The sequence below is a fragment of the Pseudomonadota bacterium genome (assembly GCA_039193195.1).
Lineage (GTDB): Bacteria > Pseudomonadota > Gammaproteobacteria > Steroidobacterales > JBCBZW01 > JBCBZW01.
In genome coordinates, this window is record JBCCWS010000002.1 from 391,612 (window position 1) to 406,962 (window position 15,351).

General features: G+C 67.6%; 11 protein-coding genes and 1 pseudogene. 5 read left to right on the plus strand and 7 right to left on the minus strand.

From position 1 onward, the window contains the following. Positions 1–8 precede the first annotated feature (8 nt). On the minus strand, positions 9–704 hold the full coding sequence (gene pdsR / locus AAGA68_03920) for a proteobacterial dedicated sortase system response regulator (GenBank protein MEM9384183.1): 696 nt from the start codon (positions 702–704) through the stop codon (positions 9–11). 142 nt (positions 705–846) lie between these two features. Between pdsR and ggt the strand changes: the two genes are divergently transcribed. Together ggt and AAGA68_03930 are read left to right on the plus strand one after the other, a co-directional pair. Continuing rightward, entirely contained in the window at positions 847–2,622 is a 1,776-nt protein-coding gene (gene ggt, locus AAGA68_03925) for a gamma-glutamyltransferase (GenBank protein MEM9384184.1), read from the plus strand. Positions 2,623–2,837: 215 nt separating this feature from the next. Next, positions 2,838–3,245 (plus strand): hypothetical protein, encoded by a 408-nt coding sequence (locus tag AAGA68_03930; protein MEM9384185.1) that lies wholly within the window; start codon positions 2,838–2,840, stop codon positions 3,243–3,245. 154 nt (positions 3,246–3,399) lie between these two features. Here AAGA68_03930 and AAGA68_03935 read toward each other — a convergent pair. The 6 genes and pseudogenes from AAGA68_03935 to AAGA68_03960 all read right to left on the minus strand — a co-directional run bounded on the left by AAGA68_03935 (position 3,400) and on the right by AAGA68_03960 (position 11,733). Continuing rightward, positions 3,400–3,580 (minus strand): annotated as a pseudogene (locus AAGA68_03935) (isocitrate lyase/phosphoenolpyruvate mutase family protein). Beyond that, entirely contained in the window at positions 3,577–4,644 is a 1,068-nt protein-coding gene (locus tag AAGA68_03940) for a trifunctional transcriptional activator/DNA repair protein Ada/methylated-DNA--[protein]-cysteine S-methyltransferase (GenBank protein ID MEM9384186.1), read from the minus strand. The pseudogene AAGA68_03935 and the gene AAGA68_03940 overlap by 4 nt, the downstream one beginning before the upstream one ends. Before the next feature lie 70 nt (positions 4,645–4,714). Then, a complete protein-coding gene (locus AAGA68_03945) occupies positions 4,715–6,718 on the minus strand; it encodes a tetratricopeptide repeat protein (protein ID MEM9384187.1) in 2,004 nt (667 codons plus the stop codon). Next, positions 6,715–8,352, minus strand: a complete 1,638-nt coding sequence (locus AAGA68_03950; protein MEM9384188.1) for a CRTAC1 family protein — start codon at positions 8,350–8,352, stop codon at positions 6,715–6,717. The genes AAGA68_03945 and AAGA68_03950 overlap by 4 nt, the downstream gene beginning before the upstream one ends. Before the next feature lie 199 nt (positions 8,353–8,551). Beyond that, the gene (locus AAGA68_03955) at positions 8,552–11,050 is read right to left on the minus strand and encodes an FtsX-like permease family protein (GenBank protein MEM9384189.1); all 2,499 of its coding nucleotides are present in this window, start codon (positions 11,048–11,050) and stop codon (positions 8,552–8,554) included. After that, the gene (locus tag AAGA68_03960) at positions 11,047–11,733 is read right to left on the minus strand and encodes an ABC transporter ATP-binding protein (GenBank protein ID MEM9384190.1); all 687 of its coding nucleotides are present in this window, start codon (positions 11,731–11,733) and stop codon (positions 11,047–11,049) included. Before AAGA68_03960 ends, AAGA68_03955 begins: the two co-directional genes overlap by 4 nt. Before the next feature lie 7 nt (positions 11,734–11,740). On the opposite strand from AAGA68_03960, the gene AAGA68_03965 reads away from it, so the two are divergent. The 3 genes from AAGA68_03965 to AAGA68_03975 all read left to right on the plus strand — a co-directional run bounded on the left by AAGA68_03965 (position 11,741) and on the right by AAGA68_03975 (position 15,348). Next, a complete protein-coding gene (locus tag AAGA68_03965) occupies positions 11,741–12,412 on the plus strand; it encodes an arylesterase (protein MEM9384191.1) in 672 nt (223 codons plus the stop codon). Between the two features lie 90 nt (positions 12,413–12,502). Next, on the plus strand, positions 12,503–14,755 hold the full coding sequence (locus AAGA68_03970) for a marine proteobacterial sortase target protein (protein ID MEM9384192.1): 2,253 nt from the start codon (positions 12,503–12,505) through the stop codon (positions 14,753–14,755). Then, the gene (locus AAGA68_03975) at positions 14,743–15,348 is read left to right on the plus strand and encodes a class GN sortase (GenBank protein ID MEM9384193.1); all 606 of its coding nucleotides are present in this window, start codon (positions 14,743–14,745) and stop codon (positions 15,346–15,348) included. The genes AAGA68_03970 and AAGA68_03975 overlap by 13 nt, the downstream gene beginning before the upstream one ends. The last annotated feature ends 3 nt before the right edge of the window (positions 15,349–15,351 follow it).

Here is a 15,351-nt window from a genome sequence, read left to right on the forward strand (position 1 = left end):
CCGTCGCCCTAGCGCCCGTCGAGCCAGCGGTAGCCCATGCCGTACACGGTCTCGATCGCATCGAAGGCCGTATCGGCGGCCACGAACTTTCGCCGGATGCGCTTCACCTGGGAGGTCACCGTGCTGTCGTCGAAGACCACGTTGGCGGCCTCCATGAGCTGCTGGCGGTTCTTCACGTGGCCGGGGTAGCGGGCCAGGGCATGCACGATCCAGAACTCTGTCAGCGTGAGCGGTACCTCCTGCCCGTCCCAGCTAACGTGCATCCGGTCGAGGTCCAGGCGCAGCTTGCCGCGCTCGAGTACATCTTCAGCTGCTTCCTGGCTGGTCAGTGCATCGACCCGTCGCAGGAGCGCGACCACGCGCGTGGTGAGGTGGGCGATGGAGATGTCCTTGGTGAGGTAGTCGTCGGCGCCCAGGCGCAGGCCGGAGATCACGTCGAGCTCCGAGTCGCGGGCGGTGAGGAAGATCACCGGTAGGCGCTGGGACATGCTGCGCAGCTCGCGGCACAGCTCGAAGCCGCCCTCCACGTCGTCGCCGAGGCCCACATCGACGATCACCAGTTCCGGCAATCGATCGCGAAAGGCGCGCAGGGCATCCTCGCGATTGCCGTAGGTGCTCACGCGGTAGCCCAGGCGCGTGAAGGCGGCCGAGTAGTTGGCGCGGATGTCGGGTTCGTCCTCGACGATGGCGATGTGGCGGCTCATGGCGCTCCGTTGGGCGGCGGATCAGCGGCGGATCACTATCCTGCTAGAGTAGCGTGCGACAGGGGTCGGGCGGGCCAGTTCCCGCTCGTGTCCGGCCGGCGCGACCCCGCCCGGCACCCGTGAACACCTGAAGGAGTATCGCTTGAGTCACGCCGCCCCCGCATTTCTCGTCGGCGCCCTGCGCCGCCTAACCGCGCTCGTCCTCCTGGCCTTGCTCGGGATCGCTGCCGCCCAGGCAGTCGAGGCGGTGAACACCTTCGAGCCCACGGCCGTATCCCTCGGCGCTAGCAGCGATGGCGTGCACGGCGAGAACGGCGTGGTGTCTTCGCGCTCGTCGCTGGCCTCCGAGGCCGGCGTCGCTATCATGCGCCAGGGTGGCAACGCCATCGACGCCGCGGTGGCGACGGGCTTCGCCCTGGCGGTGACCTACCCTTCTGCCGGCAACATAGGCGGTGGCGGCTTCATGGTCATCCACCTCGCCGATGGCACCCTAGTGACCAATGACCACCGCGAGCGCGCCCCCCTGGCAGCCAGCCGCGACATGTACCTCGACAAGGAAGGCAAAGTCATCCCTGGCCTGTCCCGCGAGTCGCACCTCGCCTCTGGCGTGCCTGGTACAGTCGCGGGTCTTCTAGATGTGCTCGAGCGCTACGGCACGCTACCGCGCGCGCAGGTGATGGCGCCCGCGATCGCCCTCGCCGAAGATGGCTTCGCCCTCGGCTACGACATGGTGGGGCAGTTCGATCGGCGCCAGGAGGTCTTTGCGCGTCACGAACCCACCCTGCGCATGTTCACGCACCCGACGGGTCGCCCCTACGCGGTGGGCGACGTCTTCCGCCAACCCTACCTTGCCGCCACCCTCAAGCGCATCGCCGCCGAGGGCAAGGCAGGCTTCTATGCGGGTCGGACGGCAGACCTGCTGGTGGCGGAGATGGAGCGCGGCGGCGGCATCATCAGCCACGAGGACCTCGCCCAGTACGAGTCCGTCTGGCGCGAGCCGATGCTCGGCACTTACCGAGACTATGAGGTAATGAGCATGCCTCCGCCCTCGTCTGGCGGTACGCTGCTCATCCAGATGCTCAACATGCTGGAAGCCTACGACGTTAGCGAGATGGGCTACGGCAGCGCCAACGCTGTACACCTGATGGTGGAGGCGGAGCGCCGCGCCTACGCGGACCGCGCCGAACACCTGGGCGACAGCGACTTCTACGAGGTACCCCTGGCCATGCTCACGGACAAGGGCTACGCCCGCATGCGCATGGAGACCTACGATCCGTCCGTCGCCTCACTTAGCGATGACATTTTGCCGGGCCAGGTGGCACCTGAGCCCGTCGACACCACGCACGCCTCGGTAATGGACAAGGCCGGTAACGCTGTGGCCTACACCACCACCCTCAACCTCTCCTACGGGGCCAAGTATGTGATCCCCGGAGCCGGGTTTCTGATGAACAACGAGATGGACGACTTTTCGGTGAAGGCAGACGAGCCGAACGCCTACGGCCTCATCGGCCGCGTGGCCAACGAGATCCAGCCGGGCAAGCGCATGCTCTCCTCGATGACGCCGACGATCCTCCTAAAAGACGACAAGCCCGTACTGGTGACCGGCTCGCCAGGCGGCTCGACAATCATCACCACGGTGTTCCAGGTGGTCGTGAACACCGTAGATCACAAGATGAAGCTTCTCGACGCGGTCGGTCGCCCGCGCTTCCACCACCAGTGGAAGCCCGAGCGGGTCATCTACGAGCCCTTCGGCTTGTCACCTGACACGCTGATGCTGCTGAACCTGCGCGGCCACGACATGCGCCCGCTACCGGGCCAGTGGCTGTTGGGCGATGCGAACTCCGTGAGCCGACTGGAGGATGGGTCACTGCTGGGGGTGAGTGACCCACGCAACGACGGTGGGGCGGCAGCCTATTAGTAAGGTCTTGTGCTTGTGCGGCCAGATGTCGCGCTAACGATACACGAAGGACGATATGTCACTACGGCTTTGTGTATCTTTAATAACAGTCAGTGTTCGTTGGCGGAGTCGGGGTGAGAGCGACAGCTACGACTGAACCAGAACTCAACCAGCCATTGGCTTCGCTAAGTGTTGTCGACACTTCTGACGAGCGGAACCGTTAAGCCCGCGCGCTGATGGCCAATCATTTACCGGCGCGCTTTGAGACGAAGCACAATAAGCTGCTTTTGGCGAACCAGGCCGAGTTAGCGCGGTGGGTGGCCGGCCACGCTCCGCGCGAGTATCTCGCGACCACCTTTGCGCTAGCGGAGGATTTGTCCTGCGTCCCTAACATCTCCAAAACGGAAGTCATTCCCAACGGACTTTTCCTCTCGGGAAAATGCGAAAACAACCTGATGCACGTAACCGTCGTCATTCGGGACGACTACTCGACCATACGAGCAATAAGGGTGTTCGGTAGGGGGCGGCTGGCAATCGCGAAGCCTGTTGATGACCAGGGCTACTTCATGTCCTATGAGATCGCCGATCCCCGAGAGCGGGCCACTCGCATTGAAGCGCAACGCAGCGGCGGGTCCACAAGTTGAGACGTGTTCACAAAGCCGTCGCGTCGCTCTCGTGGTGTAGCCAGTGGGCTCAATCGGGTTTTCACGGGTGGCGGTACGCCCCTTCGACGTCGATGCCGAAGGGAGCGGTGACCGTAGCGGCGATAAGTTCGGCCACTCTGAGCATGGTATCGATGGGGATCTGTTCCCCATCCTCGCACCCCTGTGCTGGCGGCCCCTGCCCAACTTCCCGTGGCGATCGCAGGCGCCCCCGCCGACGCAACGGCGGTGGCGCTGCCCGCGTCCTAGACGTCATAGAGCACCAGCGGCCTACCGGGCACGTGCAGCGATCGAAAGGTGGCGTCGGCGGTGTTCATCGTGTCGTCGGGCGATAGCACGCTTCGATCTCCAGCAGTCTCTGCTTGCGCCACAAGCCACCGCCGTAGCCGGTCAGCGACCCATCCGCGCCGATCACTCGATGGCAGGGCACGATCAACGCCAGCTGATTGGCCCCGTTGGCGCGGGCCACGGCGCGGGTGGCGGTAGGTTGGCCGATCGCCCGGGCGATGTCGGCGTAGCTGCGCGTCTCGCTCGGAGGAATCTCCACTAAAGCGTGCCAGACGCTCTGTTGGAAGGCGGTGCCTGCAAAGGCTACGGGCGTTTCGAAGGCCGCTGAGGTGCCCGCGAAGTAGGCCCGGAGCTCGGCGTCGATCTGCTCGGCCGGCGAGCATGCACCAAAGCCTATCCGGCCCTTCACTGCTGCCGCGAGCTTGTTCAGTTCTGTCTTCAAGGCCTTGCGCTCAAAGAACTCCAGCAGGTGTAGGTGTGTGCGCGAGGTCACGCTGATCATGTCACCTAGTGGAGTCGTAAGCCAGTTCACCATCAGGGTCGGCTTCGGATCGAGAGCGCCCGGCGCGCAGCCCAGCAGCTGAGCGAAGGCGCTGCGGAAGGCACTGGGGGAGTCGAAGCGCGCGTCGAGCTGGGCATCGATCACGGCGCCGCCCTCGCGCAAGGTGTCGAAGCCGGCCTTAAGGCGCCGTTGGCGGGCCATCTCCAGGAACGTCATGCCGAACTGGTGTTTGAAGTGCTTGCGCACGGTGGATGGGTCGTAGCCGAGGCGTTGTACGTCGACCTCCAGCCAGCGCCGTGTCGGGTCTGCCTCCAGGGCGTCGAGCAAGGCGCTGATCATCGGGTCCATCGCCGCCGCGTCCGCCAAGGGCTGGCAGCGCTTGCAGGCGCGATAGCCGGCCTCCAGGCACTCACCGACGGTGCTGTAGAAGGTACAGTTCTCGCGCTTGGGCTTGCGCGCAGGGCAGGTCAGGCGGCAGAAGATGCCCGTGCTGGCCACGCACACGTAGGCGCGACCCTCGTAGGCGCTGTCGCGTGACAGGAGGGCGGCGTAGAGCATCTCATCGTTGGGCAGATCGATTAGGGCGTGCATGGGCGCACCCTACCATCGGCGTCCCGCGATGCCGCCGAAAATCGGGCGAGGAATTGCGCAGCGGATCGTCCTAGCCGGCGTCCAGGGGCAAGCGGCCGAGGCTGCCGCTGCGATAGCGGGCCAAGTTGTCCTGGATGCGATTGAGCTGGGCCTCGCTGGCGCGCCCCTGGGCCTGGCCCAGCACCTGCTCCTGCAGCTCGATGGCATCGGCAGCGCGACCCGCCGCTGCCAGGGCCAAGGCCAAGGTCTCCGCATGGCCGATCGCGCCGCTGCGGCGCAGGGACCGCTCGGCGAGCCCCAGGGCACGGTCCACATCGCGCACGGCCGGGTCGCCGGTGAGCACCAACAGGCGGGCCAGGGAGGAGAGCACGCGGGGGCTGGGGCTCTGCAGCGCCGCGCCGGCCTCGAGCAGGCGCAGGGCGTCGGGACCGCTGCCGCCGAGCACCGCGCTCATGGTGGCCTCCATGCGCACCTGGGTATCGCTGGGTGCGTAAGCTAAGTAAGCTTCATAGGTGGTGACAGCGGAGGCGTAGCGACGACCGCCGGCCTGGGTGCGTGCGAGGCCTAGGCGTGAGGGTTGGTGATCTGGGTCAGCGCTGAGGGCTTGCTCGAAGGCTTCGATCGCCTCCGGCACCTTCTGCGCCTCCTGCTCCAGGCGCCCGATGGCGTACCAGACGCGGGCGCGGCCGCCGTCGTCACTGGTCTGGACGAGTGCGTCGTTGAGTTCGGCGGCCGCCTCATCTGCGCGCCCAGCCTGGGCCAGGAGGATGCCGTAGGCACCTCGCAACACCCCGTCGCCCGGGTTGGCCTGCGTCGCCGCGGCGATCGGCGCCAGGGCCTGCTCGCTGCGACCGAGAGGCAACAAGGCCTCGGCGCGAGTTAGCAGTAGCTGGCGATCCTCGGGAGCCAGGGCGAGCGCGGCGTCGTACGCTTCGATGGCGCTCTCCGGTCGCTCGGTGGCGATAAGCAGATCAGCCAAGCCGAGATGGGCGTCCGCCAGGGCTGGGTCGAGCGCCAGGGCGTGGCGAAAGTGCGGTTCGGCATCCTCGTAGCGTTTGCTCGCAAGCTGCAGCTTCCCGAGCGCTAGATGGGCGTCGGCGCTCTCTTCTATGGCGAGCGCTTGCTCGTAGGCATCCGCGGCATCGTCGCCCTGGCCCAGGCGGGTGAGGGCGCGGGCGAGGCCTACCCAGGCCCGTGCGTCGTTCGGTAGGTCTTCGGTGGCCTGACGGAATTGTTCGGCGGCGCGGCGGTAGTCGCCGTCGATGAGCGCCTCGGAGCCGAGCGTGAGCGAGGTGTACAGGCCGCCGATGCGCGATTCGCCGCCGCTGATGGCATCGAACAACGGATCTTCGAAGGACGGTTCCACCATGCCATGTTGGGCGAGGCTCGCGCGAGCCTTCTCATTCTCGCCGAGGTTGCGGTAGGCGAGGCCGAGGAGGTAGTGGGCGCGGTTCGCGCCGGGTTGTTCGGCGAGGACTGTTTCGAAGTGGCGCACGGCGGCGCGATCATCGCCGCGGGTGCTTGCGATCTGGCCGAGGCCGTAGTGGGCGGCGGCTTCGCGAGGCGAGCTCGCCAACACCTGTTTGTAGGCGTCGCTCGCCTCGTCCAGGCGTGCCTGCTCGAAGCGTACGTCGCCGAGGCGTAGGAGGGTCGGGACATCGCCGGGACGTTGGTCGAGCACGCGTTCCAGGGCAGAGGTGGCCTGGTCGAAGTCGCCCGTGAACTGGTGGAGCAGGGCGAGGAAGTAGACCCAACGGGCGTCATCAAGATCGAGGGCGACGGCGTTCTCGAAGGCAACCCGGGCGGGGAGGACGAGGCCGTTGCCGAAGCTCGCGAGCCCGTAGTCGGCGTAGGCCTCGGCGCGGGCCGTGTCGCCGTCGGCGGCATCGAGGTTGGTCTGGAACTCCTCCCAGCGCTGCGCCATGTAGGCCGCCACGTCCTCGCTCATCGCGTCGGCGACGGGCGCCTCCAGAGTGCGCAGGGGCGCCGGGGGCGCGTCGGGGGCCTCCGGCGCGCATGCGCCGAGCAGCGCCGCTAGGGCGCTGAGCGAGAGGATGTGTGCGCGGCGGATCATGGGCGCGTGCTGCCCGTGCCGCGCACCAGCGTGTGGTAACGCTGCGAGGGAAGGGAGCCGAACTGCTCGCGGGTGCCGTCCACCCAACGCACGGTAACTGTCACGTCCTGCGGGCTGCTGCCCCGTGCACCTAAACCGAAGAGTAGGCGAGGGTCGTTGGTAGAGACGTAGCTGCCCGCGGTGCGCACGCGCCGAAGCCATCGCTGTCCGTTGGTCAGGGTCACCGTTGCGGCGGCGCCGAGGGCGTGCCCTTGTTCGGCTCCCACCCGTAAGGACAGGCCGATCCAGTCGCCGTCCTGGCCGACGCGGTTCTCCAGCACGCGCGCCGGTCCGCCGTTGTTGGTGATCACGACGTCGGTGTCGCCGTCGTTGTCGAGGTCGCCGAAGGCGGCGCCGCGGCTCACCTCGGAGCGGGCGAAGGGGTCTTGCGCGTCGTGGGTGTAAGCCTCAAAGGCGAGTGTGTCGCCTGTGCTCACGTTGCGGAACAGTTGGTTCGGCTGATGGTAGGGGAAGTCGTCGCCGGCGAGGGCGAGCTTCTCCTCCACGGTTACGGCGCCATTCACGGCGAGTAGATCCAATAGGCCGTCGTTTTCCACGTCGAGCCAGGCGGTGCCGAAGCCGGTGGCGGCGAGGCTGCTGGCGGCGAGGCCGAAGCGTAGGGTGCGATCTTCGAAGACGGCGTCGCCGCGGTTGAGGTAGAGCGTGTTGGTCTCGCCGCGCAGGTGGGTCATGAAGATGTCTTCGTCACCGTCGCCGTCCACGTCGGCGGCGTCGACGCCCATGCTTGCTTCGGGCGCGCCTTCGAAGTTCACGGCGCAGCCGGCGAAGAGGGCGTCCTCCTGGAAGGTGCCGTCGCCCTGGTTGATCCAGAGCTGGTTGGCGACGCCGTCGTTGGCGACGTAGAGGTCGGTGCGACCGTCGTCGTTGAAGTCGCCGGTGATCACGCCTAGGGCCTTGCTGGCGATCCCGCGCACACCGGCGGCGGCGCTCACGTCCTCGAAGGTGCCCTCGCCCGTGTTGCGCAGGAGTCGATCGCGGGTGGAGCCGTAGCTCAGGGGGCTGCAGTAGTCCGAGGCGCCGGTGGCGGTGAAGCAGTCCTGGTGGTTGGCGAGGCGGAAGTCGACGTAGTTGCCGACGAAGAGGTCGAGGTAGCCGTCGGCGTCGAGGTCTAGGAAGGTGGCGGGCACGGACCAGGCGGGATCGTCCGCGCCGGCCGCGTCCGTGATGTCCTCGAAGGTGCCGTCGCCGCGGCTGAGCAGGAGGCGGTTCGGACCCCAGTTGGTGATGTAGAGATCGGCGAGGCCGTCGCTGTTCACATCGCCCGTAGCCACGCCCATGCCGTAGCCGTCGGCGGGGATGCCGGCGCCGGTGGTGATGTCGGTGAAGCGCAGCTCGCCGTCGGCGTTGAGGTCGTTGCGCAGGAGCACGTCCTGGCGGGGCACGGCAGGGTTGTCCAAGGGGCCGCCTTGGAGCAGGTAGACGTCGAGATCGCCGTCGCCGTCAGCGTCGAAGAGGGCGGCGCCCGCGCCCATAATCTCGGGCATGTAGCGTTGGTCCGAGCGGCCGTTCTGGTGCACGAAGCGCATGCCGCTGCGGTCGGTGATGTCGGCGAAGGGGGCCGGTCCGCTTGTCACGCCCTGGGCCGTCGTGGTGAGCGGGGCTGACCCACTCCCCGGCGCCGGTGCTCGCGGCTGTTCACCGCACGCGCTTAGGCCGAAGGCGCACAAGGCCACAACAGTGAGGCGGAGGGAATTGGGTGGTGGCATGGGCGAGCGGTGATCAGCACAAAGCGCTAGAGCTTAATGGAGCCAGACGCGCTAGCGAAACCACCCCCTAACCTGCCAATACCCTCACGGGCGGTACAGACGCGCTGCGCCCCGCTGAGGCCACCCCGGCGATCCCCACGAGAAGCCATCCGAGTAACACGCCGATCAGCAACAGTGACGGTGCTGGCACGTAGTCGAAGGAGAACGCCTCGCGGGCGAGGAAATACCCCGTGACGCCTGCCCCGATCGCGCCGCCAAGCCCCGCCAGCGCCCCGATCGCCGAGTACTCGGCCGCGATCCCCGCCAACACCTGCCGACGCGACGCACCCAAGGCACGCAGGGTGGCAGCCTCCACCATCCGCGGCTCGCGCGTCGACTCCACCGCTGCAAGCAGCACGAGTACCGCAGCAATCAGGCTCAAGGCGAACACATACTGCACCGCTGCCACCGCGCGCGACACGGTGGAGCGCACCTGCGTGAGCAGGGCATTCACGTCGTAGACGGTCACCGTAGGATAGCGCTGACCGAGGGCGACGAGGGCGTTGCGTTGATCGTCATCCACGTGAGCGCTCGTGAGGTAGCTCGCTGGGAAGTCGCCGAGGGCACCTGGGGAGAACACCAGGAAGAAGTTCGGCTCGAAGGAGTCCCAGTCCACTTCGCGCACGCTGGTCACTGACACTGCGAACTCCTCTCCGCCGGCGGAGAAGATCAGTCGATCGCCGAGGGCGAGGCCAAGCGTGGCGAAGGTCTCCTCCTCCACGGACACCTCTCGCACAGCGTCGCCGTCCTCCCACCATTGCCCGCGGACGACGCGATTGGCCGGCGGTAAGTTGGCTGCCCAGCTAATGTTGGCTTCCCGGCTGGCGAACACGCCGCCCTCATCGCGTGGGAACGCCACCTTGTCGATGGCGGTGTCGTTGATCGAGACCAGGCGTCCTCGGCTAAGGGGTGCGTAAGCTGCCGTTTCGACGCCAGCCTCCTCGAAGAGCGCGCGTACGCCCTCGCGCTCTTGCGGTTGGATGTTGAGCAGAAAATAGTTCGGCGCATCGGGCGGTAGGCTGCGTTGCCAGGCTTCCAGCAGATCGCCGCGAAGCAGGGCCAACAGCATCATTACCGCCAAGCCGAGTCCGAAGGCGACCACCTGGGTGGCGCTATCCCAGCCCCGTCGCCCGAGGTTTGCCAGGCCGTAGCGCCATGCAACGCCGACGCCCGCGCGAGACACGCCCACCAGGCGCACCGCGGCGTACGCTAGCAGCAACATAAGCAGGGCAGCCCCAGCGAGTCCGCCAAGCAGCCAGAGCACCAGGCGAGGGTCATCCACGATCAACCATAGTAGTCCGCCTAATGCAATCGTTGCACTTAGGTAACTTATCCATTGGCCGGCGCCGGGTGGGGGTAGGTCGGAGCGCAAGACTCGTAGCGCAGGCGTACGCTGGAGAGCGAGTAGCTGCGGTAAGGCGAAGCCGCCGCTCACCAGCAGCGCGGTTACCAGGCCGACCCCCAGAGGCCACGCCGCCGCCGGCGGCAGCGTGACGTCTATGAGCCGCGCGGCGATCCCTGTGAGTCCTGTCTGCACGAGTAGTCCCAGCGCCATGCCGAGTAGCGCGCCCGCCACGGCCACGGCGCCGAGCTCCACGGCGAACACGATGGCTACCTCACCCTGGCTACGGCCCAAGACCTTCATTAGGGCAGCCGTGTCCAGGTGCCGTCGCATGAAGCGGGATGCAGCGATGGCCACCGCGGCCGCGGCCAGGATCACCGCGCTCATGGCGGCGAGGCCGAGGAAGCGGCGCAGGTTGTTGAGGGCGTCGCGGATCGGCCCTTGCAGTGAGGCGGGGTCGGTGAGGGTTTCACTCGGCGCGAGCGCACCCTCAAGGGCGGTTTCCAGGGCGCCGACGGATGCGGCGTCGCCCGCGAAGAGCTGGCGGTAGACGACGCGGCTGCCAGGACGCAGCAGGCCAGTGGTGGCGAGGTCGTCGAGACGCATCAGCAGGCTGGGCGCGATCTCGGCGAAGGCGAAGGCCTGGTCGGGACGGCTCACCAATACGCGACCGACGCGGAAGCTTGCGGTGCCCACGCTAATCTGTGTACCGACGTTCCCGCCGAGGCGCAAAAGAAGGTTCGTGTCCACCCACACTTCCCCGGGCACGGGGAGTCCTTCGGCGATGCGGCCCTCCTGGCCAACGCCATCGGTGATTAGCACCTCACCGCGTAGGGGGTAGCCGTCCTCGGCGGCCTTCAGTGACACAAGCTCCCGACGCACGTCGCCGTCCTGCGCCCAAGAGACGACCGTGGGGAAGCCAACGGTCTGCACCGTGTCTGTGTCAGTGGCGGTTGCCAGCTGCACGATCTCCGGCCGCGGCGGATGGGCACTGCGGACACTGAGATCAGCGGCTAGTACAGATGCTGACTGGCGTTCGACCCCGCGCGCAATGCGATCGGTGAACACGCCCACGGCCGTGAGCGCACCCACGGCGACCACTAGGCCTAGAAGGAGTACCGTCAGGTGTCCGGCGCGTAGGTCGCGCACCAGCAGGCGCAGGGCAAGGGTGAGCAGGCGCGTCATGTGTCAGCCTCAGTGAGGCGACCCTCGGCCAGGCGCAGCACGCGATCGCAGCGCTGGGCGAGACGGTCGTCGTGGGTGACGAGAACCAAGGTCACGCCGGCCTCGTGCTGCAGGCGAAACAACAGGTCAGCGACGCGCTGGCCGGTCCGCGTGTCGAGATTTCCCGTCGGTTCGTCCGCGAACAGGAGCTGCGGCTCGGTCACGAAAGCGCGCGCGATCGCCACGCGCTGGCGTTCACCGCCGGAGAGATGCTTGGGGTAGTGGCGAGCGCGATGGGTGAGATCTACTGCCTTTAGGGCATCCAGCGCCCGCTCGCGGGCGCCCGCCGAGCCGGCGAGTTCTGCCGGTAGCATCACGTTCTCCACCGCGGTCAGGGATGGCAGCAGATGGAAGGACTGAAACACGAACCCGACGCGAGCGTTGCGCAGCTGAGCGCGCGCATCCTCGGACAGGCTTGTGATCGCCTGATCGCCCAGCCACACTTCGCCGGCGGTGGGCGTATCCAAGCCCGCGAGCACAGCCAACAGCGTCGATTTGCCGGCGCCAGACGGTCCGACCAGAGCCACCGACTCTGAAGGTGCAATCTGCAACGTGATCTCCGACAGTATCTCCAGCGTGCCCTCTGGGCCTTCGACCTGCTTGCCCACGCCCTCGGCGCGGAGTACGGATTGGCCGTCGTGCATCGTCGCCTTGCTCCTGACTGCGCTGCTCGTAGGCATCGCATCGTTGGTAATCTCCCCTCGCGTATTCGCCGCGCAAGCGGAGCGCGATGCGTCGCCTGCGCCCACCGTGCTCCTGTTTGGGGACAGCCTCACCGCAGGCTACGGCCTGGCGCCCGGCGAAGGTTGGGCAGATCTGTTGGCACGCGAACTCGACCGACGCACCCCTGCGTGGCGGGTGGTCAACGCGAGCGTGAGCGGCGAGACCACGGCGGGCGGGCGCACGCGTCTCGCGCGCGCGCTCGAGAAGCATCGCCCACGCGTGCTAGTGCTGGAACTTGGCGGCAACGACGGCCTACGCGGCATGCCCGTGAATGTGACCCGGTCGAACCTCGCGGCGATGATCGCCGAGGGACGTAAAGCCGGCGCCGAAGTCGTGCTGGTGGGTGTTCGAATACCGCCGAACTACGGCCCCGACTACGCCGCGGACTTCGAGGCGGTATTCACGGACCTCGCGGCCGAAGGGACCGGCGGGGTCCACCTCGTCCGCTTCCTGCTGAAAGGGGTCGCCCTCGACTTCAGCCTGATGCAGCCCGACGGCATCCACCCCACGGCCGCCGCCCAGCCGCGCCTACTCGAGAACGTGCGCGGGGCGCTCTTCGAGGCCATTGCCGCCGCGGGCGCCACAATTCGTCAGGATTGATCACGGCGCCGTCCTCAGCCGCCCCCTAACCCTCCTGGCGCATGCGCTCCAATGGCGGTCATCCCAACCGTCGTCACGGAGACCCCAGCCATGGCCAGCACCCCGCCCTCCAGCTCGCCTCAACCCGAACCATCCGCTTCGATCCGCGCCGAACCAAGTCGCTCCCTCGCCCCACCGCTGGCATCGGTGCAGGATGAGCGTGACTGGTACCGACTGATCGCGCTCACGATCGGCCTCGCCCTGCTGCTGCTCGCCGCTGGCATCGCCAACGCGCAGGGACCGGGGGAGCCCGTACCAGAGCGCCCCGCCTCGACCGCTGTGCGGTCCGCCGTCCCTGCGGGCAGCAGCAGTGCCGGCGGCGCACCGACCGCGCCGGCTCCGAACACCAGTGCACGTGCCGCACAGGTGGCCACGCGGCTCCTGGATACGAGCGGTGCGGGCCGCCTCCTTCTGCACGATAAGTCAGGCAACACCGCCCTGGCCCCGTGGGTCGACAGCGATGTTCAGGTGAGCATCTCGGGCGTGATTGCCCACGTCACCCTGCGCCAAGGCTTCATCAACGTGGCCGAGGATTGGGTCGCGGGTGAGTACACCTTCCCCCTGCCAGCGGATGGGGCGATTCGAGAGATGCGCTTGGTGCTGGCCAACCGGGAGATCGTCGGCCAGATCGAGGAACGCGAAGAAGCGCGGCGTACCTACGAAGCAGCGAAGGCAGCCGGTCAGCAGGTGGGATTGCTGGAACAGCAGCACGCCGACATCTTCGGCCTCAACGTCGCCAACATCCCGCCCGGCGAGCGCATCGACGTGGTGTTGAAGTACGTGCAGCCGCTGCACCTGGAAGCCGGTGCCTTCGAGTTCCGCTTCCCGATGACGATCACGCCACGCTACGCCCCGGCCAAGGTGAGCGCGGTCGACCGCCGCCCCACCCCCGCCAGCGTGTTGCGCACCGCCATCCTTGATGATGCGGAGGACTACCGCGCCCTCGCTTCCCTCGAGGTGACCCTGGATCTGGGCATCGCGGCGGACTCCATGATCAGCCCGAGCCATGGATTCGAGTTGCGCAGCGACGCCTACGGCCACCAGCTCACCTTGCGTGACGGTAAGGTGGCTATGAACCGAGATTTCGTCTTGCGCTTTTCGCCCTCTGCGCAGGACCAACCGCGCTTTGGGGTGTACTCGGAAGCGCGTGATGGCTACCACTACGCCCTGGCCATGATCGTGCCGCCGAACACTCTGCCTGTGCAGCGCCGCCCGCGAGAGATGATCGTGGTGGTCGATACCTCGGGCAGCATGCAAGGTGAGTCGATGCGCCAGGCCCGTCGGGCAGCGCAGCTAGCCCTCGATGCGCTCACGCCGACGGATCGCCTGAATGTGATCGCGTTCTCCGACGAGCCGACCGCCTTGTTCCCCTTCGCTGTGCCTGCCGACCGCCATCAGATCCGCAAGGCACGCGAGTTCCTGCGCGGCCTCGATGCGAACGGGGGCACGGAGATGCACAAGGCCCTGACCCGCGCCCTGGACGTGCGCCCGCCGGCGGATCACCTGCGTCAGGTCGTATTCGTCACCGACGGTGCCGTGTCGTCCGACGGCTCCCTCGAGTCTCTGGTGCGGCGCCTTCGCGGTGAAGCGCGCCTGTACCCGGTGGGTATCGGCTCTGCTCCCGCCACGCACCTGATGCAACGCTTAGCGGAGGTGGGGCGAGGGACCTACACGCAGATTGTCACCCTAACGGAAGTGGCGGAGCGTATGAGTGCGCTGTTCGCCCGCCTCGAGCACCCGGTGCTGACGGACATCACCATCGCGTGGCCCGCGGGCGCCGAGGTGTGGCCGCAGGAAGTGCCGGATCTGTACGCCGGCGAGCCGCTGTTGGTCAGTGCACGCCTGCCGAGCGCAGCAGGCACCGTCGAATTGGCGGGTCGCTACGGTGGCTCCGGCGCCACCTGGCAGGCGCAGATCCCCCTCGCTGGGGCGATCGGGGCGGATGGCGTAGGTGTCCTCTGGGCTCAACGCAAGGTGGCGACGCTGCTCGCCGATGGCACGCGCAGCGGCTTCGGCGGGGACGACGTGCGGGCGATGGTGGTGGAAACCGGTCTGCGTCACGGATTGCTCACACCCCATACGAGCTTCGTCGCCGTGGAGCGCGAGCGTGACCGTCCCCTGTTCGCCTCCCTGGAGGACGCGGTGGTGCCCGCCCTCGCGCCCGCGGGCGGTCGCCGGGTGGGCTACCTGGCCACGGCCACGCCGGCGCCCTGGCTCAGCTCCATGGCCCTGTTCCTGATGCTGTTCGGTGGCTTGCTGCTCACCTTGTCACGAGCGTCCGCCGAGCGCCGGTGTCCGGTGTGAGATGCGATCGCATCCTCGCGCCCACTACATGGGTGGCTCTGCTGTTGCTCCTGGGCGGAGCGACGCTGGGCTTGAAGGCGGCGGTTATCCCCGCCAAGGCAATGCTTGCCCAGCGGCTGCTGAGCAGTGCCTGGCGTCGGGCCCAGGCCGGTGAGCTGGCGCCGAGGCCGTGGTCCTGGGCTGACGCGTGGCCGGTGGCGCGCCTGCAGTTGCCCGATGCCGCGCACGTCGTCCTCGCGGGCACGGAGGGCAGCGCGCTAGCCTTCGCCCCGGCGTGGGTGCCCGCTTCAGCCGCCCCCGGATCCGTTGGAACCACGGTGATCGCCGCGCACCGCGACACGCACTTCCGCGGCCTTGAGCGACTGGCAGTCGGCGACTCGGTGCACGTGCAGACCGCCGAGGGCACCACCGTGACCTACCGGGTGTCCGCCACCGAAGTGCATAACCTTCGCCGCGCACCGCTGCTCACCCTGCGCGAGGACGGGCAACAGCATCTGGCGCTCATCACGTGCTACCCCTTCGACACCCTGCGCGCCGACCCGACCCAGCGCTACGTGGTATGGGCGCGCGCCCAGCCGGACCCACCGGGCTGATAA

Bases quoted from the DNA above. Each gene is read 5' to 3' on its own strand.
- pdsR (MEM9384183.1), bottom strand. From the start codon at position 704: ATGAGCCGCCACATCGCCATCGTCGAGGACGAACCCGACATCCGCGCC.
- AAGA68_03930 (MEM9384185.1), top strand. From the start codon at position 2,838: ATGGCCAATCATTTACCGGCGCGCTTTGAGACGAAGCACAATAAGCTG.
- AAGA68_03940 (MEM9384186.1), bottom strand. From the start codon at position 4,644: ATGCACGCCCTAATCGATCTGCCCAACGATGAGATGCTCTACGCCGCC.
- AAGA68_03945 (MEM9384187.1), bottom strand. From the start codon at position 6,718: ATGATCCGCCGCGCACACATCCTCTCGCTCAGCGCCCTAGCGGCGCTG.
- AAGA68_03955 (MEM9384189.1), bottom strand. From the start codon at position 11,050: ATGACGCGCCTGCTCACCCTTGCCCTGCGCCTGCTGGTGCGCGACCTA.
- AAGA68_03960 (MEM9384190.1), bottom strand. From the start codon at position 11,733: ATGCACGACGGCCAATCCGTACTCCGCGCCGAGGGCGTGGGCAAGCAG.
- AAGA68_03970 (MEM9384192.1), top strand. From the start codon at position 12,503: ATGGCCAGCACCCCGCCCTCCAGCTCGCCTCAACCCGAACCATCCGCT.